The 21,932-nt window shown below is 41.5% G+C and carries 18 protein-coding genes; 12 read left to right on the top strand and 6 right to left on the bottom strand.

The window, feature by feature from the left end; translation table 11 throughout:
* The first annotated feature begins 379 nt into the window (after positions 1–379).
* From ACRWP9_RS01505 to ACRWP9_RS01485, 5 genes are all read left to right on the top strand, one after another.
* Entirely contained in the window at positions 380–1,069 is a 690-nt protein-coding gene (locus ACRWP9_RS01505; protein ID WP_434927557.1) for a hypothetical protein, read from the top strand.
* 105 nt (positions 1,070–1,174) lie between these two features.
* Positions 1,175–1,702, top strand: a complete 528-nt coding sequence (locus ACRWP9_RS01500) for a hypothetical protein (RefSeq protein WP_434927556.1) — start codon at positions 1,175–1,177, stop codon at positions 1,700–1,702.
* Between the two features lie 78 nt (positions 1,703–1,780).
* Positions 1,781–3,139: a glutathione-disulfide reductase gene (gorA, locus tag ACRWP9_RS01495; protein WP_434927555.1), complete on the top strand. Its 1,359-nt coding sequence runs from the start codon at positions 1,781–1,783 to the stop codon at positions 3,137–3,139.
* Between the two features lie 96 nt (positions 3,140–3,235).
* Positions 3,236–4,396 carry a tyrosine-type recombinase/integrase gene (locus tag ACRWP9_RS01490; RefSeq protein WP_434927554.1) on the top strand — a complete coding sequence of 387 codons (1,161 nt, stop codon included), beginning with the start codon at positions 3,236–3,238 and terminating at the stop codon, positions 4,394–4,396.
* Between the two features lie 633 nt (positions 4,397–5,029).
* A complete protein-coding gene (locus ACRWP9_RS01485; RefSeq protein ID WP_434927553.1) occupies positions 5,030–5,503 on the top strand; it encodes a CYTH domain-containing protein in 474 nt (157 codons plus the stop codon).
* Positions 5,504–5,590: 87 nt separating this feature from the next.
* Here ACRWP9_RS01485 and ACRWP9_RS01480 read toward each other — a convergent pair whose 3' ends face one another.
* Positions 5,591–7,120: a DUF3612 domain-containing protein gene (locus ACRWP9_RS01480; protein ID WP_434927552.1), complete on the bottom strand. Its 1,530-nt coding sequence runs from the start codon at positions 7,118–7,120 to the stop codon at positions 5,591–5,593.
* A gap of 157 nt (positions 7,121–7,277) precedes the next feature.
* Here ACRWP9_RS01480 and ACRWP9_RS01475 point away from each other — a divergent pair, with 157 nt between their 5' ends.
* Complete coding sequence (locus ACRWP9_RS01475; protein ID WP_226412508.1) at positions 7,278–7,796, top strand: malate synthase; 519 nt, start codon at positions 7,278–7,280, stop codon at positions 7,794–7,796.
* A 112-nt stretch (positions 7,797–7,908) separates the two neighbouring features.
* Here the strand turns inward: ACRWP9_RS01475 and ccoG are convergent, their stop codons facing one another.
* Both ccoG and ACRWP9_RS01465 read right to left on the bottom strand, forming a co-directional pair.
* Entirely contained in the window at positions 7,909–9,384 is a 1,476-nt protein-coding gene (gene ccoG / locus ACRWP9_RS01470; RefSeq protein ID WP_434927551.1) for a cytochrome c oxidase accessory protein CcoG, read from the bottom strand.
* Between the two features lie 207 nt (positions 9,385–9,591).
* Positions 9,592–11,034 carry a sigma-54 interaction domain-containing protein gene (locus ACRWP9_RS01465; protein ID WP_434927550.1) on the bottom strand — a complete coding sequence of 481 codons (1,443 nt, stop codon included), beginning with the start codon at positions 11,032–11,034 and terminating at the stop codon, positions 9,592–9,594.
* A gap of 253 nt (positions 11,035–11,287) precedes the next feature.
* Here ACRWP9_RS01465 and ACRWP9_RS01460 point away from each other — a divergent pair, with 253 nt between their 5' ends.
* Positions 11,288–12,223 (top strand): YeiH family protein, encoded by a 936-nt coding sequence (locus tag ACRWP9_RS01460; protein WP_434927549.1) that lies wholly within the window; start codon positions 11,288–11,290, stop codon positions 12,221–12,223.
* Positions 12,224–12,372: 149 nt separating this feature from the next.
* Here ACRWP9_RS01460 and ACRWP9_RS01455 read toward each other — a convergent pair whose 3' ends face one another.
* Complete coding sequence (locus tag ACRWP9_RS01455) at positions 12,373–12,555, bottom strand: hypothetical protein (RefSeq protein ID WP_434927548.1); 183 nt, start codon at positions 12,553–12,555, stop codon at positions 12,373–12,375.
* A gap of 450 nt (positions 12,556–13,005) precedes the next feature.
* On the opposite strand from ACRWP9_RS01455, the gene ACRWP9_RS01450 reads away from it, so the two are divergent.
* From ACRWP9_RS01450 to ACRWP9_RS01435, 4 genes are read left to right on the top strand one after another with little or no spacing between them, the layout of a single operon-like run.
* On the top strand, positions 13,006–13,686 hold the full coding sequence (locus tag ACRWP9_RS01450; protein WP_434927547.1) for a methylamine utilization protein: 681 nt from the start codon (positions 13,006–13,008) through the stop codon (positions 13,684–13,686).
* Positions 13,676–15,973 carry an EAL domain-containing protein gene (locus ACRWP9_RS01445; RefSeq protein ID WP_434927546.1) on the top strand — a complete coding sequence of 766 codons (2,298 nt, stop codon included), beginning with the start codon at positions 13,676–13,678 and terminating at the stop codon, positions 15,971–15,973. Before ACRWP9_RS01450 ends, ACRWP9_RS01445 begins: the two co-directional genes overlap by 11 nt.
* Before the next feature lie 23 nt (positions 15,974–15,996).
* Positions 15,997–16,848 (top strand): DUF3034 family protein, encoded by an 852-nt coding sequence (locus tag ACRWP9_RS01440; protein ID WP_434927545.1) that lies wholly within the window; start codon positions 15,997–15,999, stop codon positions 16,846–16,848.
* On the top strand, positions 16,845–17,279 hold the full coding sequence (locus ACRWP9_RS01435; RefSeq protein WP_434927544.1) for a group I truncated hemoglobin: 435 nt from the start codon (positions 16,845–16,847) through the stop codon (positions 17,277–17,279). Before ACRWP9_RS01440 ends, ACRWP9_RS01435 begins: the two co-directional genes overlap by 4 nt.
* Before the next feature lie 22 nt (positions 17,280–17,301).
* On the opposite strand, the gene ACRWP9_RS01430 is transcribed toward ACRWP9_RS01435, so the two are convergent.
* Positions 17,302–18,495 (bottom strand): HD-GYP domain-containing protein, encoded by a 1,194-nt coding sequence (locus ACRWP9_RS01430; protein ID WP_434927543.1) that lies wholly within the window; start codon positions 18,493–18,495, stop codon positions 17,302–17,304.
* A gap of 268 nt (positions 18,496–18,763) precedes the next feature.
* Between ACRWP9_RS01430 and ACRWP9_RS01425 the strand changes: the two genes are divergently transcribed.
* Positions 18,764–20,122 (top strand): isochorismate synthase, encoded by a 1,359-nt coding sequence (locus ACRWP9_RS01425; protein ID WP_434927542.1) that lies wholly within the window; start codon positions 18,764–18,766, stop codon positions 20,120–20,122.
* Between the two features lie 104 nt (positions 20,123–20,226).
* Here ACRWP9_RS01425 and ACRWP9_RS01420 read toward each other — a convergent pair whose 3' ends face one another.
* Complete coding sequence (locus ACRWP9_RS01420) at positions 20,227–21,834, bottom strand: AbgT family transporter (RefSeq protein ID WP_434927541.1); 1,608 nt, start codon at positions 21,832–21,834, stop codon at positions 20,227–20,229.
* Positions 21,835–21,932: the final 98 nt, after the last annotated feature.

Raw genomic sequence — 21,932 nt, 5'->3', positions numbered from 1 at the left:
CGAAGAGTAGGCGTATGTGATCTTTATGAGGGCGACAGGGTTGAATTTCAAGTCAAATAGGCTGTGCGGATGAATAGGAGTATGCCTAAGAATACTCTATCAGGCATTACCTAGGTTAAAAACTGACTAAAAAAAGTGATTTTGCTCCCGATTTGCATTTACATGCTATTTACAGTGCAACTATTGACAACTAGATCGCAAATGCAATTAGTTATCATTATCTTTATTGCCGCTATTAGTTAGTATCACTAAAATTGTTAATTTCTGTTTCGATGAGTCAATAATCATTATGACAAAGTTACCTTCTGTTTCAGCAATCATGAGTACTTATATCTTAAGTCAGGTTTATCTTTTGCGAACCACGATGATGGGGCTCACCTTGGCAGGTATCCTTTTAACATCGTCAGTACAAAAACTTTCAGCGTCTGAGTTTGCATTAGATATTGCTTGGGATAGCGAGTATATCTCCGAAGGGCGCAATAACCTCGATAAAGGCGGCATTGCCTGGGGCGTTGCGAGTGTTACTCAAGATGACTTAGTCGGTTTTGCCGCATTGGGGCGTGGCGATCAAACGCATTATGTTGAGTGGAACTTTGGTGTTGAATATACAATTCATTTACATCAACAACTTCAAGCGACTGTGGGTTTTCAGCGGTTAGAGTTTTATGGTGATGAACACGGTTCAGACAATGAGCTATTTAGTTCACTCACCTATACTGGAATAGATTGGTTAGTGCCTGCAGTAAGTTACACCTATGCCACTGAAGCCGATGGATACTTTGTAGAAGTGAGTTTACATAGCCCGTGGGATATTACTGAACAATTTAATGTGACACCGTATTTTGTTCAAGGTTTTGACTTTCAGTATATGACAGAACAACATGACGGCACCAATCACATACAGTTCGGTGTTGAAGTGGGTTATGCACTATCTAACAATGTGGAATTGTCAGCGCACTTTAGCCGTACTAAAGCATTAGAGGATATTAAGCGTGAAACATTGGTTGAGGGTGTTAAGGGGAGTTTAAATCAAACCTATGTTGGTGTGCATGTTAACTGGGCTTTCTAATTCGGCTAGATGACTATTGCACCTTTATGTGAAACTTAGTCTACACTTATAAGCGCAACAGGATGGTTGCGCTTTTTATCACCTCAGCTTTTGCAAGGATGCATTATGAAACTTTTCGTTATATTCTGTTTTGTCTTATTTTCTCTCATTTGTCTTTCAAGTATCAATCAAAGTATTGCCGGTGATGATTGGGCACAGCTAACTGCCAATACAAAGTTAAAACAAACTGAGCTTAATAATCAATCAGCAGTAAAGCTTGGTAAAGATGGTGTTTATGACAGTGAAGGTAAACCTATTAAGATAAGTCAGCCTTCATTTTCACTTGAATATGATGCTGAAGAAGCATTAGTTGCGCCATATCGGTTACAAAATGCCACAAAATCCATCAAAGGGTCAGGAAAAACATCCTCCAAAACAAAATCATCCGCAGCCGCTAAAATGGCCGATGATCCCAGTTGTCGCTGGCTGCATAATCGTATTACCTATTTGCAAGGTAAAGTTCGAACAGAAAACCGCCATCAACAACATTTTGAAAAAGAGTTGTCCGCTAGGTTATCTGAGTGGAAATGTTTGCAGTGCGCAGGAAAAGGACCTTCTCAGGGTGATCACGACCGATGCCAGTACAAACGTTAACGCGAGTTTATTAATGGCACCTAGCATCCAAGTCGTTTCCTCCCTACAATAGCCATATCAATTGCAGCGGAGATTATCATGGCTCAACATTTTGACTATATTGCTTTGGGTGCCGGCAGTGGCGGTATCGCATCAGCAAATCGTGCAGCAATGCGCGGTGCAAAAGTATTAATTATTGAAGCAAAACATGTGGGTGGCACCTGTGTAAACGTAGGGTGTGTGCCTAAAAAAGTGATGTGGTATGGTGCGCACGTCGCAGATGCCATGAATCTTTATGCCAAAGATTATGGTTTTGATGTCACAGTTAATAAATTTGATTGGAACACCTTAGTTGATAATCGTGAAGCTTACATTGGACGTATTCACGAAGCCTACGGCCGTGGTTTTGCTAGCAACAAAGTGACACTATTAAACGGTTACGGCAAGTTTGTTAACAACAACACCATTGAAGTGAATGGTGAGCATTACACCGCCGACCATATTGTGGTCGCAACCGGTGGTGCGCCGACTATTCCTGATATTCCAGGTGCCGAGTACGGTATCGATTCAAACGGGTTCTTTGAGTTACGTGAACAACCAAAGCGCGTCGCCGTAGTGGGTGCGGGTTATATTGCTGTTGAGCTAGCAGGCGTATTACATGCCCTTGGTAGCGAAACTCATTTATTAGTGCGTAAACATGCACCTTTGCGCAACTTTGACCCTATTTTAGTTGATGCGCTTGTTGAAGCAATGGCAACCGATGGCCCAACATTACATACTCACAGTACGCCAAAGCAAGTGATTAAAAATGCTGATGCAAGCTTAACGCTAGAGCTTGAAAACGGTAATAGCATTACCGTAGACACGCTAATTTGGGCGATTGGGCGTTCACCAGCAACGGATAATATCGGTCTTGAAAATACTGATGTTACTTTAAATGCCAAAGGTTATGTAGTAACCGATGAGCAACAAAATACTACCGCAAAAGGCATTTACTGTGTTGGCGATATTATGGAAGGTGGTGTAGAGCTAACTCCTGTTGCAGTCAAAGCGGGGCGTTTATTGTCAGAGCGCTTATTTGGTCAAATGCCTAATGCAAAAATGGATTACAGCCTGATCCCTACTGTGGTGTTTAGTCATCCTCCAATTGGTACTATGGGGCTTACCGAACCCGAAGCGATTGAGCAGTACGGTAAAGATAAGGTGAAAGTCTACACCTCAGGCTTTACTTCAATGTACACAGCTGTCACAGCACACCGTCAAGCCTGTAAAATGAAGCTAGTATGTGCTGGAGATAATGAAGTGGTAGTAGGTATTCACGGTATTGGTTTTGGTATGGATGAAATTCTGCAAGGGTTTGGCGTTGCCATGAAAATGGGCGCAACCAAAGCAGATTTTGATTCAGTTGTTGCGATACATCCAACGGGTGCTGAAGAATTCGTTACTATGACAGGTTAGTGTAGGAAAAGCATCTTGCACACATAATTGAATCTGGAAAATAACTAAGTACTGGTTATATGGTATGTATAACCAGTACTTTTTCTAGGATCATTTATGTCATTTATAATTCAATCGAACAATATCTATAAAGAGACTGATTTATCAATCAATAACAACGTCTGTCACTGTTCTCCAGCTAGTGGCAACATTGGCTCCCTTCCAACTATTTTTAATCACGATGGTTCGTTCAATCACGAAGCCAATAGTTACCTTTTCTATCAAAAAGCAGCCAAGGATGCTAAAGACCTATCTCCTTGTGCTCAAGCTTTGCACGCCTATTATCAATTCCTTGAGGATGAAGGGTTGGAGTGGGATAAATTCCCTCCAATTAAAAGACTTAAACCGACTTACCTTTTCCGCTCTCATTTATTAAAAAAAATCAAGAAGGGTGAACTTGCACACAGCACAGCTAGTGTTCGAATGAATCAAATCGTTAACTTCTACAAATGGTTAATGCACGATGGGTATTTGATAATAAAGAATGAGAAAGAAGCCCCATTTAAGGTGGAATTCGTTTCAGTTCAAAGTCAGGGAGTGCTTGCCCATATATCACCAACCTTCACTGTCACAACAAGCGACTTGAGAATTAAAGTGCCAAAGGACGCAAGCAGTAAAAACATACGTCCCCTGTCACCACTCAACCAAAAATCACTTAGTGTCCTGACTCAATACCTACCCAATGCCTCAGAGGAATTACGCCTACAGGTATTGATTTCCATTGATACAGGAATGCGAATTCAAGAGGTAGCAACACTCTCCCTCAATGCGCTCGATACCGCGACATCATTAGCTGAAAGCGAGCATCGTTGTGAAATAGTTTTATCGCCACAATCAACAGGCGTTCAAACCAAGCACCTAAAACAAAGACGAGTGGAAATTTCTTCCGTTCTATTGAGCACGCTCAATGAATATCGTATCTCGGAGCGAAGAATTAAACGGGTCAATAAGCTCGATATTAAGCTAGATTCCTTAAAAGAAACTGCATCCAGTCTAACTCAAGCCGCCGTTGAAAGACTTGAATTATGTGAGCGTCACGAGCCACTTTTTGTCAGTGAACAAGGAAACCCTGTTACAGGTAAATCTATAGAGGCTAGATGGATAGAGCTAAGAGAGTTAATTAAAAAGACCAGCCCTTCATTCACGCATCGTTTTCATGATTTACGTGCAACCTATGCGACTACAGTGGTCAGTATAAATGATCACCGATCTGGATAATAAATACATATAAAACATTTCGTTGCACAGCTAACTGTGTTGATATGTAATAGGCTGGCTCTTGATGCGTTAATTCGCCTTGTTAAAGGCATCGATAAACTTCAACTAATGCATGAGGATAAAGCGGTGAATTTAAAATGGTGGAAGAGGTGAAACAAGCCGCCGATGTAAGATGGGGTTGTATCAACGAAACGGATCAATTTTTTGAAAAAGTGTTTTCTGTTGATGCTTAATCTAACGGGTTAATCATTTATGCTAGCAATATTCTCCATACTACCAATATTACCTAGGCAGTGGAGTTCGACAAATTAACTTCTTACAATCGGACCACGATTAACTCTTTTTTCAGTGTTGAGTCATCTACGAATGATTAATAAAACAATTCATTCTGCAATTGAGAAATAACATTGGTTAATAGGCATTATCGTCTTTAACTCATGGCTCGTTCTAAACATACTCTTGTTCATGTTAGTCCGTTTAGGTTCTGCGGTTAACTTATTTTGAAGGTCTAATTCTGAAGCCTTTGAATAGTCTACGGCAAAGGTAATAGCAACAAGAAGCAAATAAATGCCTATACAAATAGGTGATAAATTTCAATAATGGGCTTCATCATCTTTAGCTGAATCTTATTAAATGACTGTCGAAATTGAACGTAAGTATCTTGTACATAATGACCAATTTAAATCACTTGCTCACCGCTCAACTCGAATTGTTCAAGGATATTTAAATTCTGAAAAATCGCGCACAGTAAGGGTTAGAATAATGGGTGAACAAGGCTTTTTAACTATCAAAGGCATTAGTAATCAAGCCGGTTTGTCACGCTTTGAGTGGGAAAAAGAAATCAGTGTGCAAGAGGCACAAGACTTGCTCAAATTATGTGAACAAGGGGTGATTGATAAAACCCGGTACTTGGTGGAATATCAAAACCAAGTATTTGAGGTCGATGAGTTTTATGGTGATAATCAAGGTTTGGTAGTTGCTGAGCTTGAGCTAGAAAGTGAACAGCAAGCTGTGACAAAACCGGATTGGTTAGGTGAAGAGGTGACCGGTGATAATCGTTATTACAATTCTTCATTAATGAAGCAGCCATATAGCCAATGGGCTTAAGCTGCTATTGGTCACATCTTTTGTAAGCGAATAAAATGCCGTTTAAATTGATATTTAAACGGCATTTTATTATTGACAGTGTTTGAGTTAATTCTCTTCACATAAATTTTTACCAACAGCGTAACAACTTGGTTGTCTTGGACACACTGCGCCGCGTGAGCAAATTAAGCGGGCGTCATTTTTAATGCCGCGTTCAATCCAATTAATGTTAAGAATTTTAGCCACACTGGTGAGATCTTGTTTGATGTGCCTTGGAATAACCACAGAGCCACCATTAGAGGCGCACGCTTGTTTCAAATCATTGGCAATCGACAGTGAATCTTTACCCTGGGCATCAATGGCTGGGTTTAAATCAATTCCAGCACACAACACATGTGGATTACCCGCTGAGTCTTCAACCTTAATAGATTCACAGCAATATATTCGGGGCTGATTACCCACATTAAGAATCGAAATTTGCGCTGACGTACCAGATGACGGCTCATTAATCATTCTGAACACCGCCCAGTGCTGACAAGGGTCTTCCACTAAACGCATGTTGCCCCATGGCAGCGGGATACCATTGCCGCGATATACCGCTTTTAATTTGCCTGGCGCATAGGCATCAAAGAAGTGCCAATGTGGGTAAGGTGACACTACTGTCATGCGACGCATAGCAACCGATGCCGAAACTTGTAATTGCTTGTGCACACTAATTTCATAGCCGTGGCGATCAAGCAATTGCCTAAAGGGGACCTTAGGACACAGTAAGGCACCGGCAAAAAAGCTTGATTCAAAATCACGCCAAGCATGCAAAATATCTTGAGCATTAAGGGTGTTTGACTGCGGAATACCGTTGTCATCACCTTCTTCTTTTCGCCCTGAGGTCATCACCGACTTTAAGCCATCTTTGTTGTGCAACACACAGTGACCAATATGCACCGCTAAATCATATTTCAAACGATGAGGTCGATTCTTCAAGGTGTTGTTTAAGTAAATCGTGCCGGGAGGCTCAAAGAAAGAAGTCACTAATTGATGTGAGCTTGCCCCCATCTCATCACGAATTTCTTGCGGAGTGCGGTCAATCCACTTAATCACTAATCCCATCCTGGCGGCAATGGTGAGCATGTCATCGGCCATTAAGGGCATACGTTTTAAACCCACATCTTCAGCGGCACGTTCTAAATCAGGAAAATGATTTTGGTGATGCTCTTGGTGCGCGCGGATCAGCAAGTGAGCAAACTGCCTGCCCGATGTACCGGTTTGCGACAGCATTTCGGGTATCGCAATTTGTAAAATATCATTAGAGAATAAAAAGCTTGGCTCTAGCGGCATACCACTAATGCCACCTTTATTGCCTTTTTCAGGCGTAATAGCGTGATCTTCTGGCACGTCATCCAGAAACCAGCCGACTTCTTTTTGGAAAACCACTGCGATAACCGCAAGCATATCGGCACTTGGCACACGCTTACCACGTTCAATCATAGATAAATATGACACAGAAGGTGAGTTGTTAGCGTCTACACGCATACAGCGGGCAGATAAGTCTTCCATGGTTAAGTTGTTGCGTTTACGCAAGTTTCTTATTTTTGTGCCCAGAAAATGGGTCTTTCGCATCAAGCTTTTATCATTTCTCATTTTGTATAATTCACACTGTAAAATTTTTATTGTGAAATTCTTAGTAAAAATAGCATAGACTAAAAATCAAGCTGTGAACAAGGCTTAAATTAAAAACCATTTTGAATCATTATAAATAAAATAATGTGACCTACGATTAAAAGAAGAGGATAAGGCTATGAACATGTCTACTCAAGCAAGCAAAACATCTACCCAAAACCTTAACCACTTCATTGGTGAGCAATTTGTGGCAACTACTAACCCATTAGATCGTTCTATTAATGCGAAAGAATTTTTAGACGCTCAATTTCCATTAGCAACAGGCTCACACCAAGATGTGACTAGTTATGTGGTTTACTACACGCACTTGCTTGCATTTTTAAAAGATGGCACACAATGTGGTTTATTAAATCCTTGCCAATTTGTTGCGCTAACGGGTCATAAAAGCGAGCCAACATCAGTGGTATTAAAAAATAATGACACTCATATTGAAATTTGTTTCGACCGCCAGGGCGATATTGGCTCTGATGATTTGGCGAACATTGAAGATATTCAAATTGAAATGCCAATTAAGAATTTACCGACACCTTACAAACAATGGATCAGCTTATTACACTCAAGCTGCAAACCAACCGAAGGCCGTTGCAAAGTGTTTACCGCTAAAGATGGTAGCGATTACGCCATGCACCAGCGTTAAGCCTGTTGCTAACTTTAGCGTATTAAGAAAGCATTTAAGCAAGAATTACTCAAAGCCAGCGGGCTAACCCGCTGGCTTTTTGATTACTTGCTTAAGTTGCTTGGCTAGGCAATTAGTTGCTTGGCCAGAAAAAATTAGAGTCTTGGCTGACTTTGTTTGATGGAGTGGCTTGATCAGCAATATAGAAGCTGATGGTTTGTTTGCTCATCGCACTTGTGTTTTCTGACTGTTTACAGCGTAAAGTCACCGGATATTCAATTTGCTCGCCTGGTTGAATATGGACTTTGTTGTCGGTGATAAGAGTGAGATCGCAACCCGGATGTCGGCTATCAATACCAATAATATAATTGACGGGTTGCTGGGTTTTATTGCGGATTTTAAGTTGATAGCTATTTTCGACAAATTCTCCAACTTCGCGATAGAGAGTTTGACGGTCTCGTATCACATTGAGTTGAATTAAGCTGCGATTGGCTAAGTCTACTACCATTAATACGCACATAATGAGTAAAGCTGATGCGTATCCTAGCGCTTTTAATGGTAGCTTTTTAGTTGGAATGCTGGGTTGTTGATCTGTATGGCTTTGAGTTATTTGGCTTTGGGGAGCCAGAATGGCGGAAGTTGGCTTTAGTGCATTCTCGCTGGTAAAACTAATTAAGTTGGGTTGATAACCAAATTTTTCCATTGTTTGATTACATGCATCGACGCAGGCACCGCAGTTGATACATTCATATTGCAAACCATTGCGAATATCTATACCTGTTGGGCAAACATCCACGCATAAATGACAATCTACACAGTCACCTAAATCGGTACTTTGTGAGCGTTTTCGTGGCCCTCTTGATTCGCCTCGGGCGGCATCGTAACTGACTGTTTTGGTATTTGAGTCAAACATCACCGCTTGAAAGCGCGAGTATGGGCAACAATGTAAACACATCATTTCGCGCATCCAACCCGCATTGATATAGGTACAAAGTGCAAAGAACCATACCCAAACGCCTGTCCAAAACCCGCTAGAAAAAGTAAAAATATCAATATATAGATCTTTAGCAGGCATAAAATAGCCCATAAACCCACAACCTGTCATTAATGCCGTAAGGGCCCACAAACAGTGTTTGGTCATGCGTTTACGGATTTTTGATGCTGATAAAGGGGCTTTATCTAATGCGGCACGATGATGGTGGTTTCCTTCAGCTTTGGCCTCTATCCACATAAACATAGCGGTCCACGCCGTCTGCGGGCATAAAAAACCACACCATACTCTGCCCCAATAAACGGTCACAAAAAACAACCCAAATGCCGCCGCCATAAACATCCAGGCCAGAATAGTAAAATCTTGCGGCCACAGGGTGATATTAAAAAAGAAAAACTGTTGCTGGGTAACATCAAGCAAAATGGCCTGACGCCCTTGGTAGGTTATAAAGGGCAATAAAAAGAAAACAGCAATCAATAAAGTATTACTGTATTTTCGAATGCGCTGAAACACACCATATTGTTCACGCACATGAATTTTACCTGAGGGAGATGAGCTGACATTCACAATTGGGATGCGTTGGGATGATGGTAATCGACTTGATTCTGGTGCAGACATGTTGTTTTCCTAAAATGACATTACGTCGTTATATAGCAATAGGTAAGCCAACATAGTTTTTATTTATCAAGCTGATTTTAATAGAGAAATATTTTTTTGAGTTGATGGTGCATCACGATATATCGCAATTAAGCGAAATATCGTGACTTAGTGGTCATGATGTTTAAGTGAGTCGCTTGATGAATCCAATATTGATTAAGCGTCAGGCTAACGGTTAATACCGAGTTTTTTCATTCGAGATCGCAATGTGCTGGGCGGCAATGCCAGCATGGCTGCTGCACCATTTGGACCCGATATTCGCCATTGAGTACATTCTAGAGTGTCGATAATATGCGCAGTCTCGGCTTCTATCATGGTTAAAGGCGCCTTAATGGCAGTGTTTTTATCTTTGAGTGTGGAAAGCTGTAAGCTATTAAATGTTAACGTGTTGTCGTGGGTTAGAATGATTTCTCTTTCGATTAAATTTTGTAGCTCACGCACATTTCCCGGCCAAGGGTATTGTTGTAACTTGTGTAAGCCTTTTGCGCTCACTTTGGTGATTTTCTTTGCTAGTTTTTGACTGAGCGATGCGACCAAATCACTCACCAGGTTAGGCAAGTCTTCTTGTCGATCGCGCAGGGGAGGAACCTGAATAGGAAAAACATTGAGGCGGTAAAACAAATCCATTCTAAACAAACCCTGCTCTACACGAGCTTGTAAATCATGATGCGTTGCTGCAATAAGACGAATGTTAACCTTAATGGTTTCGCTGCTACCAACCCGTTCAAAAGATTGCTCTTGAATGACGCGCAATAACTTTGATTGCGCTTCAAGGCTGAGCTCGGCTATTTCATCTAAAAAGAGCGTGCCATTATGGGCTAATTCAAAGCGACCTTTGCGTCGACTAATGGCCCCAGTGAACGCGCCTTTTTCATGGCCGAATAGCTCGCTTTCTAAAATGGATGCCGAAAAGGCAGCACAGTTAACGCTTACCATGGGCTGGTCTTTTCGGTGGCTCAATTGGTGCAGGCTACGCGCGACTAGCTCTTTTCCTGTGCCATTTTCGCCACAAATTAATACCGTGCTGTCGGTATTAGCAACGAGATTAATCTGCTGAGTTAAATGGTTTATGGCTTTGCTGTTGCCAGACAAGCCCATAGCGCCTTGCTTACCTTGTAGTTCGGTGAGTAAGTATTGATTCTCTGAGGTTAATCGCTCAGATAAGGCTTGTACTTGTGCGAGGGCTTTGCGTAATGAATCTTCAGTATGCTTTTGAATACTCACATCGCGAAAGATGGCGATAACACCAATAAGAATATTATTATCATAAACCGGTGTTGAGCTGTAATAAACAGGGAAACAACTACCATCTTTACGCCAGAACACATCTTCACTAACTTGACGGGCAATACCGTCATGTAGCGTGCGATAAATCGGACAATCTTGGTGAGGATAAGGGCTTCCATCGGCATGACTATGATGGTGGCAATTATGGATATTTTTGCCGATTAACTCCTCACTTCGCCATCCCGTCATGAGCTCTGCTGCAGGGTTAATGAAAACGGCATTACCCTCAAGGTCAAAGCCATAGACTCCTTCCGTCATTGCATTGAGCAGTAACGTATTCTTGGGTAGAAAATGGCTGGTGGCTAGGCTAGTTTTTTCGGTCATATTTATGCTTATAAAGACTGATCAACAAAGAATATAAACATTATAACTAAGTCACGATATTTCGCGACTTAAAATGTCGCCCACTTCAGTCTGTTGCTATTGCCTAGTTTGAATACTGTTGGATATAGTATTGAATTAGCGGTTGTCGCGTCAGGCATCATTTGTGTAGTGAGTTGAAAATATTCACCATAAACATCGTTTGAGTGCAGGCAAGTTGCTACAATAACGGATTGCTTTTTAAACGTGTTACGCCATGACTAACTTATCTACTACACAATATAAAATGTGGTTGTTTGTCGCAGTAGGCTTGTTGTGCCTCACGCCGCTAATATCTTCGCCAGTTGCGTTATTGATGGGGTTTACATTAGCGAGTATCGGTTTGGTGCCTGACAGTATTGATTTAGGTAAGTGGACTAAAAAGCTACTGGCGTATTCGATTGTTGGTTTAGGTTTTGGGATTAACTTACCTGAAGCGATTGACGCCAGCAGTAATAATCTTGGCCTCATTGTGGGCTCAATTTTCTTTACCTTGATTTTAGGTTACGGCCTGACACGATTAATGGGCTTAGACAGTAAAACCGGACATTTAATTAGCTGTGGTACTGCTATTTGTGGCGGCAGTGCTATTGCTGCTGTCGCACCGGCGATTAATGCGAAGAATGATCAAATTGCTGTGTCGTTAGCCTGCGTATTTTTACTCAATTCAATCGCCTTGTTTGTGTTTCCAACGATTGGCCATGCGCTGCAATTGTCTCAATATGATTTTGGCGTGTGGAGCGCTATTGCTATTCACGACACTTCGTCGGTTGTAGGCGCCGCGGCGGCCTATGGTGATGATGCGTTAAAAATTGCCACCACAGTTAAGCTTGCTAGAGCGTTGTGGATTATCCCTATCGCATTATTAAGTGCTATTGCCTTTGGTGGTGATAAAAGCAAAATTACCATTCCATTTTTTATTCTGTTTTATTGTGTCGCCATTTTAGTTGCCTACTTTATCCCCCAGGGGCAACCGGTTTATAACCTATTGTTTGCTGTGTCTAAACAAGTGTTAGTCTTGTGCTTATTTTTAATTGGCGCGGCGATTACAGTCAAAAAAATGCGCGCTAATGGTCCTAAACCGTTACTGTTAGGCGTGTTGCTATGGTTTGCAATTGGCAGCAGTTCATTGATTTATATTGTGACATTTTAGGTATGAAATCTTCAGAGTAATGATACTGAATTTGCCGTGCAGTTTTATGCATAAAAGATGCTGAAATCGGTAAATAAAATCTATAACAAAGACATGAATAACTTGAACGAGGGGATCAGCGGTAGCAAAACCTGTTTAAGGCTTAACCGTTAGGCGTCGTGCTGTTTAATATCGGGTTTGCTTAATGCGAGCCAAATAAGACCGCCGAATGCGACTAACTCGATTAATGCTCGTGTGAGTCCTGTGGTTTGTATAGAGGCAATAACGGCGATAATACATAAGGTAATAATCACAGCTGATTTAAGCCGACGTGATAGCCATAATTGTGTCATTTCCCCTCCAATATAATGATAAAAGCGGATGATATTATCGAGGTAATGACTTTGTTGGCGCCAATATCAATTTTAACTATCTCATAACTGATTGGTTACCATTTTGTCGTGACTGGGCTAGCTGAGTTAAACATGCTACTAAATGATGTGCCAAATACCGAGCGTCACCTCGGGGTAATTGTGCCAGACGATAGCAGCACTGTAGATGTGGCCAGTTTTACTCGAATAGGCTTTTTAATGAATATTTGAGTTTAATGTTTACGCACTTAACACTTGTTTGCGGGAATTGATAAACCCAAACAGCGTAAATTATGTTATTAGTTATATTAGTAAGAAGTTGGTTATATTGATCATACTTAGTTACATAGTGAGCAGAGTAATATTATGCATTTATGCAAAGGGTTAAGCTAAACTTACTGCAAATGTGTCATCAACCAAGAAGAGATATAAATGCTGAGTTTTCGATTACGGGTGCTGATATTGTTAACCTTTTTTACCTTATCTGTTGGCGCGTCAGCGACTATCTTAGATGTTGATGTGAGTGACCTTCAAGGTGCTTCAATCAGTGATGCTGTGGTGGAGTTGATCCCTGAACATAGTATGTCAGCATCAGCCATTAACAATCATGAAATGAAGCAGCAGAATCGAATATTCCAGCCTTTTGTACTGGCTGTTCAACAAGGCGATAAAGTCAATTTTCCTAACTTTGATCGTACCCGGCACCATGTGTATTCATTTTCAGCCGCAAAACCGTTTGAATTAAAGTTATATGTCGGAAAAGCAGAAGAACCAATCGAATTTGAACAGCCAGGTATTGTGGCGATAGGCTGTAATATTCATGATTATATGCAGGCCTTTATTTATGTCGCCCAAAGTCCACTTTACGGTGTCAGCGATAATAAAGGTCGTGTGAGCTTTAATGATTTAACCCCAGGAAAATATAACGTTAACGTATGGCACCCGTGGCAGAAAACTTCCGTGGCAGTAGCACCAATGGTATTAACCGGCGAACCCCAAAAAACGCTTGAGCTACAGCTTGATATAGAACATCAGGACAAGCCAACATCCCCCCCAGCAGGATTTGCTGCAACCCGTCAGTCAACTCAAATTGAGTTAGCCAATGCGCAATAGTTTTCGACATAGATTGATTTTGGTCTTTTTAGTGGTACTGACAGTGGTGCAACTGTTAACGGCAGTATTTGTGTTGAATGCGACTCAAAATGCGAGTCGGCAACAGCAAATACAGCGATTAAGTGTCGGTATTAACGTTTTTAGCGATATTTTGGCTAACCGCAGTGAACAGTTGAATCAGAGTTTGTCATTACTGAGTGCTGACTTTGGCTTTAAACGTGCTGTTGCAACTAAAGAGCAAGAGACCATTTCTTCGGTTTTATCGAATCACGGTAAACGTATTAATGCTAATGCAGCCATATTACTTTCACCGCAGGGGCAGTTGTTATCGTCTAGTTTGACAGGTTTATCAGCCAACGATGTTGCTAGCTTATTTACCAAGCATAAAAGTGAAGATAACGACTTTGTGATGTTAAATGTTAATCACGCTAACTATCAATTTGTGTTTCAGCCAGTAAAAGCGCCAACATTAATTGCCTGGGTTGGTATGGGCTTTTTACTCGATGAAAATGTGGCTCAACAAGCTAAGGCGATGACAGGTATCGATGTGAGTTTTATTAACTCAACATCAATACCTGTTGAAATTATTTCTACTTTAGCGCCAGAATTGATTCAACACTTAAGTGATATTTCATTCAGTTTTGCCGATGCTACCCTTCACCCACAAGAGCACTATCCTGATAACTATTTGTCCCAGGCTATTCAGTTAGATCCGCAAAGTGATGCGCAATGGGTCGTATTGCATCAGTCTAATCAGCGCTGGCAACTTAATTATCAGCAACTGCGTAACAACATGCTGCTGATATTTGCATTCACTTCTTTATTGGCCTTTATTGTGGCCATGTGGGTCACCAATGGATTAACTAAACCGATAGATGCTTTGGTTAATTTCGCTAAAAAAGTGGGCCAGGGTGAAAATCCGACTAAAATTTACGGCGCCCCTGCAGAATTGCAGGCTCTTGCAGATACTTTATCCACAATGCGCAGTAATATTGAGCAACGTGAACAAGACTTTTTATATCAATCTGAACACGACCCCTTAACGGGGTTGTTCAATCGTTTTGCCGCCGAAAAACACATCAAACATAAAATTATTGGCTTAACTGGTACCTTGTTATTGATTGATATTAAGCATTTTAGGCAAGTGAATGACATTATTGGTTTTGCTAATGGTGATCAGCTGTTAGTCAGTTTTTCTGAACGGTTAAGCCGCTTGTCTATCGATGTATCCCTTGTTGCAAGGTTAGACGGCGATGCCTTTTTATTGTTGTTACAACAACCGGCAAATAAAGCTGAGATTAGCCAGTATTTACATGGTGTGGTTATGCCATTTGATGTTGCAGGGTCAAAAATAACGTTATCAATTAGAACTGGCATTGTGCAGTTGAATGGCTTGTATCAACATATAGACACTCTCTTTAGACACCTTGAGATAGCCTTGAACCATGCCTGTGTTCAAGCCGATGATTCGTATGTTTATCAAGAAGGTGATGATGATAAATATCAACGCGAGTTGTCATTGGTGCGGGATTTACCGCAAGCATTAATTCAAGGGCAATTGCATTTGGTATATCAGCCTAAGGTGAATATTCAACTTAATACTTGTCATGCTGTTGAAGCATTAATTCGCTGGCAGCATCCAGATTTGGGCTTTGTTCCCCCAGATGAATTTATCCTACTTGCCGAGAACTCAGGTAACATTTCGATTATTAGTGAATGGGTTATGGCTGAAGCTATCCGTCAGGCGCACATTTGGCATCAACAAGGGTTAGCTATTTCTGTGGCGATTAATTTATCGGCACATGACTTAATGGATGAGTCATTGCCAGCTCGATTAGCGCAGCAGTTACATGATGTTAATTTACCTATTAACGCGATAGCTATTGAAGTTACCGAAGGTGCGGTAATGACAGACACAGAAACTACCATTAAGGTGCTTAACCAATTTAAACAACACGGCTTTCATATTGCGATTGATGATTTTGGGACGGGTCACTCGTCATTAGCTTATTTAAAAATGTTACCCGTTAATGAAGTGAAAATAGATCGCAGTTTTATCAAAGACATTCATCATAACGCGACTGACCATATGATAGTTGAAACCAGCATTAAATTGATTAAAGGCTTGGCTTTGTCTGTGGTCGCCGAAGGTGTTGAAACCCCATTAGGGATTGATATTTTAAAGCAAATGGACTGTGATATTATCCAAGGCTATGTGTTTTCTAAGCCCGTCAAAGCTGCCGAGTTGCAGGTTTGGGTGAGTGAATTTAATCGCACGACAGCTTAACTCTAATAGCGTGGGAATTTAACATGCAACGTATTTTACAGGCCATATCTGCCGCAACTTTATCTATCTGTGTGATTTTTATCCCCAATAGTTATGCTGAATCGAGCAGAATTATTGCCACGGGTGGCGCCAGTGAAATTGAGGGAACAGCTGGTGGCGGTATTGTTCCCTGGGCAGTGATTAACGGTTATGGCAGTAGTGGTGAGTGGGCGGCAACCGCAATGGCTACTCAGGTTGCAGTTGATGACTTTACCCTTAATGTCGTGGGCGCATCCGTCAGTTATGATAATCAATTTGAACTTAGCATAGCCAAACAAACATTTAGTTTAGATTCATTAGGTGGTGAACTTGGACAAGATATTTTAGGGATAAAATATAAACTTGCAGGCGAGTTACTTTATAGTTCCATGCCACAAATCAGTGTGGGTATGCAGTATAAAAAAGTTGACGATTTTGGTTTGCCCAGCGCGGTAGGTGCGCAAGATGATTCAGGTTTAGATATTTATTTAGCCTCTAGCAAGGTGATTTTAGATGCGATAGCGGGTCGTAATTTATTACTTAATGCTACGGTGCGAGCCACTAAGGCGAATCAAATTGGTTTACTGGGTTTTGGTAGTGTGAATTCAAATGACTATCAGTTGATGTTAGAGGGCTCAGTAGCTGTTTTATTACGAGATGATCTTGCCCTAGGTTACGAGTATCGTCAGAAACCCAATCAGTTGGATTTTGCTAAAGAAGACGACTGGCAAGATATTTTTTTAGCATGGTTTGTGAATAAACATTTTTCAGTAACAGCCGCTTATGCCGATTTAGGTGATATTGCGGGTTTTGAGCAACAAAAAGGCTGGTATCTCTCAGTTGAGGGGGCGTTATGAGACACATTGGTATTATGCTAATTAGCAGTGTTTTGTTAGTGATATGTTTAGGCTGTTCTATTACTAAACCATCTACAAACCTACTTTACCAACGTCTTGGCGGTTATCACGGTATTGAGTTAATTACCGATGATTTTTTAAAGCTAATTTCACAAGATGAACGCATAGTTGATCACTTTCGTGAAACGGATATTAGTGTTTTTAAGCAAAGATTAGTCGAACATTTATGTGTTGTGTCCGGGGGCGGGTGTGACTACCAAGGCGAGAGCATGTTTAATGCGCATCAGGGGTTGAACATTAGCCAGGCTGACTTTGACGCTGTTGTCGGCCATTTAACCAAAGCAATGCAGCTGAACGATATTCCGATACAAACCCGCAATGCTTTACTCGCTAAGCTTGCCCCCATGTATGGGGACATTACTTACCATTAATATGATTTATTAATATCAAGAATTAATAAAATGGTGCAGGGTCTACATCTAGTGCGCTTGGGGAGATACCGCGTTCAATGTTAATGTCAGCTTTTAGCAAATCCACCATAGTGACATCGGTATAGCGTTTGTGTTTTAACGAGTAGAAACATTTCACTATAGGGTGTAGTGCATCACGGTTTTTAGCTTCCCAGACAATACCGACACGTTCATCTGACAGTTGTACCAGTGATCCCACAGGATAAATCCCAATACAGCGGATAAACTCGTAAACCAATGATTGATCTAAGTGGAAGGGCGTTAAGCTGATTAAGATTTTAAATGCAGCAGCCGGACTCATGGCTTCTTTGTAACAACGTGCTGCAGTTAGCGCGTCAAAAATATCGACAATACAACTCATTCGCCCATGTATTGGAAGTTCATCCCCTTTCAAACCTTTCGGGTAGCCCCGGCCATCTAGCTTTTCGTGATGCATTAAGCATACGTCTTTACTGATCTGCGACAAACCCTTGGTGTCTTCCATAATTTCAACCGCATACACTTGATGCAGTTTCATATGCTCAAACTCTTCCGGTGTTAGTTTTCCGGGTTTATGCAAAATTTTATTATCGACTTTCACTTTGCCAATATCATGCAAAATACCACCAACAGCCATTTGGCGCAGGGTGTCGATATCTAGTTTGAGGTGTTTACCGAAAGTCACTAATAGAAATGCGACATTGATTGAGTGTTCCAGCAAATAAGCATCTTTGGTGCGCAGCGCTGAAATACATTTAAAGGCGTCAGCATCATCCATCACAGATTCAATCATTTTATCGGCAACGGCTTCAAAAGGACCAACCTCAACGGCTTTACCTTCAAAGGTTTCAGATAATACTTTTTTGATTAACCCTTTCGCTTCATTGAGAAGTTTTTTGGCGTGAACTTGTTGCGCATCACGGCTAATAGTGGCTTTTCTTGCCAGTGGTTTACCAGGCACTTGCTGTGGAGGCACTTTTTTTAGACCGCAACTGTCTGATGAGCGGTCAATATCTACCCATACAAATTTAATATTGCTGTTAGCTAATTTTGTAATAGCGTCACGGCTTTTTATTTGGCCGGCATTGGCAATTTCTACAGTGCTGTTGTCATGATCGATAGCCGTCACAAACATACCGAGGTTTAGTTTGGCGACTGGAATTTTTACAGTGTTTGAAGATTCTATTGAATCACTCATTTGACAAGCGCCCTCAAGGTCAAAAATGCACTTAACAATTTATATAATAGTTAAAGTGATATTGGCCTGCTTAATGTTGAGCCTTCCTTGGGGTCAATGTTAAAAACCTTAAAGATTTACGTTACAGCATGCGCAATAGTTTACACCATCATTCTGCAATATTAGCATATTAATTAATTATAGATCACAGCGTGCAGAGTTGACGATTGACACTGAATCTTTGGTTGATTAACTTTATCTAAATTATCAGCATAAATAGGAGTCGGTATTGTCTGGTCACTTTTTTAGTTCACAATTTAATGACTTAAAGCAAAAACTTGCCCAAGTTATGCAGGCGCCTAATATCGTGCCGATTGTACAACTATCTGTAGAAGCACCAGCAGTTCCGCTATTATCTTGGTTGAGTGCACAAACTCAGTATCCACGTATTTATTGGCATGGCCGCGACAAGGCAGAAGAAGTTGCCGCTATTGGGATGTGTAAACAATTCTATTATCAAGACCAAGTGGATGATCATCAACTATCCGCAGACTACCAGGCACAGCGGAGTAAGGGCGCAAGCCAAGACTTACGTTACTACGGTGGGGTAGCATTTGACCGTACGGTTGACTGCTGGGCTGACTTTGGACGGGTTCGGTTTGTTCTGCCTCGTATAGAATTAAGACGAAGTGGTCATAAAATAAAAATCTTACTTAATTTAAACTTCGATGGCCAAGATCGAGAGTTAGAGTGCCAAAAAGCGCTTGATTTAATCTCTAAAATAGAGCGGCCTAAACCGCTTTCACCGCCGAATAAAACACAACTAATGAGTCGCAGTGACTTACCGAATCAAGAGCGGTGGCGCGAGTTAGTTGAGCAAGTGACTCAAGATAATTTTAATCAAACTACCCCTAAAGTTGTGCTGTCGCGACAAACACAAATTGATATAGCTGAGTCACTTGACCCCTGGACTGTACTGGCTTGCTGGCAGGGGCGTAATCCTAATAGCTTCCAGTTTGGGTTTCAATTTAGTCCTGGACGGACATTTATATCATGTTCACCAGAACGGTTATATTTACGTCGCCAGAATGAGTTATTTACAGAAGCCCTAGCAGGCACAACGACCCGAGGTTTAAATCAGGAAGAAGATGACTTTTTAGCGCAGCAGTTATTAGACGATGCTAAAAACAGTCATGAAAACCAGCTGGTTAGGCAGCATATCGTGGGTGAATTAAAACCACTTAGTCAGTATGTCGGTGCTGACGAGCAAGCTAAAATATTTAAATTAACCCATATTCAGCATTTACACCGCGCAATTCGAGCAGAGTTAAAAGCTGGGGTGAATGATTTTGACCTATTACGCGCGCTGCACCCAACTCCTGCGGTAGGAGGGTTGCCTCGCCACAGTGCACTGAACTTTATTCGTCAGCGTGAAGGTTACACCCGCGGTTGGTATGCCGGAGCTTGTGGCTATTTTAATCATTATGAATCTGAGTTTTCAGTCGCTATTCGCAGTGCATTGATTGAGCCACGTCGAATTACCTTATTTGCTGGCGCGGGCATAGTCGCAGGGTCCGACCCAGATGCAGAATGGCAAGAATTAGAGAATAAACTGGAGACTGTTTTATCGATATTAATCGATTTTTAATGGTTATTTGAACGCGAGCGGATCACCCATTGATTTGCTAGCATCCAATAAAAAACGCATCTTACACAGATGCGTTTTTTATTATTGTGCCATGCTGTTATTTATTACGGCGTGTAATAAGTGGCAGCATTGGGGCCGACTGGAATGCCTAATACAAATACCCACAGGAAGAAGAACATAGTCCAGCCAATAAAGAACACGATACTGTAGGGCAGCATAGTGGCAATTAAGGTGCCGATCCCCAAATCTTTCTTATAACGGCAAGCTACCGCCAAAATAAGTCCAAAGTAGCTCATCATCGGAGTGATAAGGTTGGTGACTGAATCACCAATTCGATATGCCGCTTGGATGGTTTCTGGAGCATAACCAACGAGCATTAGCATGGGCACAAAAATTGGCGCAGTAACAGCCCATTGTGCAGAGGCGCTGCCTAGCATAAGGTTGATCACGCCACACAGCATAATAAATAACACAAATACTAATGGTCCTGTTAAGCCAATGGTATTTAATGCCTGCGCACCACCTACAGCCAATACCGCACCTAAGTTTGTCCAATTAAAAAACGCCACAAACTGAGCAGCAAAAAAGACTAATACTATGTACATACCCATAGTACTCATACTGTGTGACATGGCATTGATGACATCGACATCCTTCTTCATGGTGCCAACGACTTTACCGTACACTAAACCTGGAATAGCAAAGCCGATAAAGATAAATGCCACAATTCCTTTCAAGAAAGGTGAGCCAGCTACGAGTCCCGTTTCAGGGTGACGTAATGGCCCATTTTCAGGAATAATAGTTAACGCTAATAAAGCAGAAAATGCGACAGCAGCAAAGGCTGCCATTTTTAAGCCACGCTTTTCAATATCACTAACGTTCTCCATGGGTTGGTCATCTAAGTCGCCAGCTTCACTTGGGTCATATTTACCTAATTTAGGTTCAACAATTTTTTCTGTTACCAGACCACCTAGCAAGGTAATTAAAAACGTGGAGGCAAACATAAAGTACCAGTTAACTTCTGGGCCAACTGTGTATTCAGGGTCGATCATTTGTGCTGCGGCTTCAGTAATACCTGACAATAGAGGGTCAACAGTACCCAATAAAAGATTGGCGCTATAGCCGCCAGATACACCAGCAAAGGCCGCTGCTAGCCCCGCCAGAGGATGGCGGCCCAATGAATGGAATATCATTGCAGCCATAGGAATGAGGACAACATAGCCTAGCTCTGCCGCTGTGTTAGATATAATACCTGCAAATACAATAGTGTAAGTGACTAAGCGCTTTGATGATCCCATCACTAACAAACGCATTGCCGCTGATAACAAACCAGAACGTTCGGCAATACCTACGCCAAGTAATGCCACCAGTACCGTACCCAATGGTGTAAAACCGGTAAAGTTAGTCACTAAGCCTGACACAATACGTTGTAAGCCTTCTGCGCTGAGTAAGCTCACTACGTGAATTAAACCATCAGGACTTCTGCCTGAGGTGCCTTCTGGTCTAGGGTCAACAACCGACAATTCAAAGTAACCCGCAATACCGCTTATCATTACCACAGCGACACAGAACATGGCGAATAAAGTGATTGGGTGGGGTAATAAGTTACCGAGTCTTTCTACTATGTTTAAAAATCGTACAAAGGCACCGGACGAGGCTATGTCAGAGGCTGTTTGAGGCGATTTAGTCTTTGGTTGGTTTGATTGACTCATGTGGTTCCTTGATTTATTTAGGCTTTTTCCTCATCGCCATTAATACATTTATGTATTGATGTGAGCATGGTCGTCAGGATAGTTGATATAGTTTTGCC

Source organism: Shewanella sp. HL-SH2 (genome assembly GCF_051164935.1).
GTDB lineage: Bacteria > Pseudomonadota > Gammaproteobacteria > Enterobacterales > Shewanellaceae > Shewanella > Shewanella glacialimarina.
This window is presented reverse-complemented; position numbering and strand designations above follow the sequence as displayed.

Excerpts from the sequence above, each read along its gene's own strand:
- ACRWP9_RS01455 (WP_434927548.1), bottom strand. The coding sequence starts at position 12,555 with ATGACACAATTATGGCTATCACGTCGGCTTAAATCAGCTGTGATTATT.
- ACRWP9_RS01420 (WP_434927541.1), bottom strand. The coding sequence starts at position 21,834 with ATGAGTCAATCAAACCAACCAAAGACTAAATCGCCTCAAACAGCCTCT.
- ACRWP9_RS01445 (WP_434927546.1), top strand. The coding sequence starts at position 13,676 with ATGCGCAATAGTTTTCGACATAGATTGATTTTGGTCTTTTTAGTGGTA.
- ACRWP9_RS01490 (WP_434927554.1), top strand. The coding sequence starts at position 3,236 with ATGTCATTTATAATTCAATCGAACAATATCTATAAAGAGACTGATTTA.
- ACRWP9_RS01450 (WP_434927547.1), top strand. The coding sequence starts at position 13,006 with ATGCTGAGTTTTCGATTACGGGTGCTGATATTGTTAACCTTTTTTACC.
- ACRWP9_RS01440 (WP_434927545.1), top strand. The coding sequence starts at position 15,997 with ATGCAACGTATTTTACAGGCCATATCTGCCGCAACTTTATCTATCTGT.
- ACRWP9_RS01480 (WP_434927552.1), bottom strand. The coding sequence starts at position 7,120 with ATGAGAAATGATAAAAGCTTGATGCGAAAGACCCATTTTCTGGGCACA.
- ACRWP9_RS01460 (WP_434927549.1), top strand. The coding sequence starts at position 11,288 with ATGACTAACTTATCTACTACACAATATAAAATGTGGTTGTTTGTCGCA.
- ACRWP9_RS01430 (WP_434927543.1), bottom strand. The coding sequence starts at position 18,495 with ATGAGTGATTCAATAGAATCTTCAAACACTGTAAAAATTCCAGTCGCC.
- ACRWP9_RS01465 (WP_434927550.1), bottom strand. The coding sequence starts at position 11,034 with ATGACCGAAAAAACTAGCCTAGCCACCAGCCATTTTCTACCCAAGAAT.
- ccoG (WP_434927551.1), bottom strand. The coding sequence starts at position 9,384 with ATGTCTGCACCAGAATCAAGTCGATTACCATCATCCCAACGCATCCCA.
- gorA (WP_434927555.1), top strand. The coding sequence starts at position 1,781 with ATGGCTCAACATTTTGACTATATTGCTTTGGGTGCCGGCAGTGGCGGT.
- ACRWP9_RS01435 (WP_434927544.1), top strand. The coding sequence starts at position 16,845 with ATGAGACACATTGGTATTATGCTAATTAGCAGTGTTTTGTTAGTGATA.
- ACRWP9_RS01485 (WP_434927553.1), top strand. The coding sequence starts at position 5,030 with ATGACTGTCGAAATTGAACGTAAGTATCTTGTACATAATGACCAATTT.
- ACRWP9_RS01475 (WP_226412508.1), top strand. The coding sequence starts at position 7,278 with ATGAACATGTCTACTCAAGCAAGCAAAACATCTACCCAAAACCTTAAC.
- ACRWP9_RS01500 (WP_434927556.1), top strand. The coding sequence starts at position 1,175 with ATGAAACTTTTCGTTATATTCTGTTTTGTCTTATTTTCTCTCATTTGT.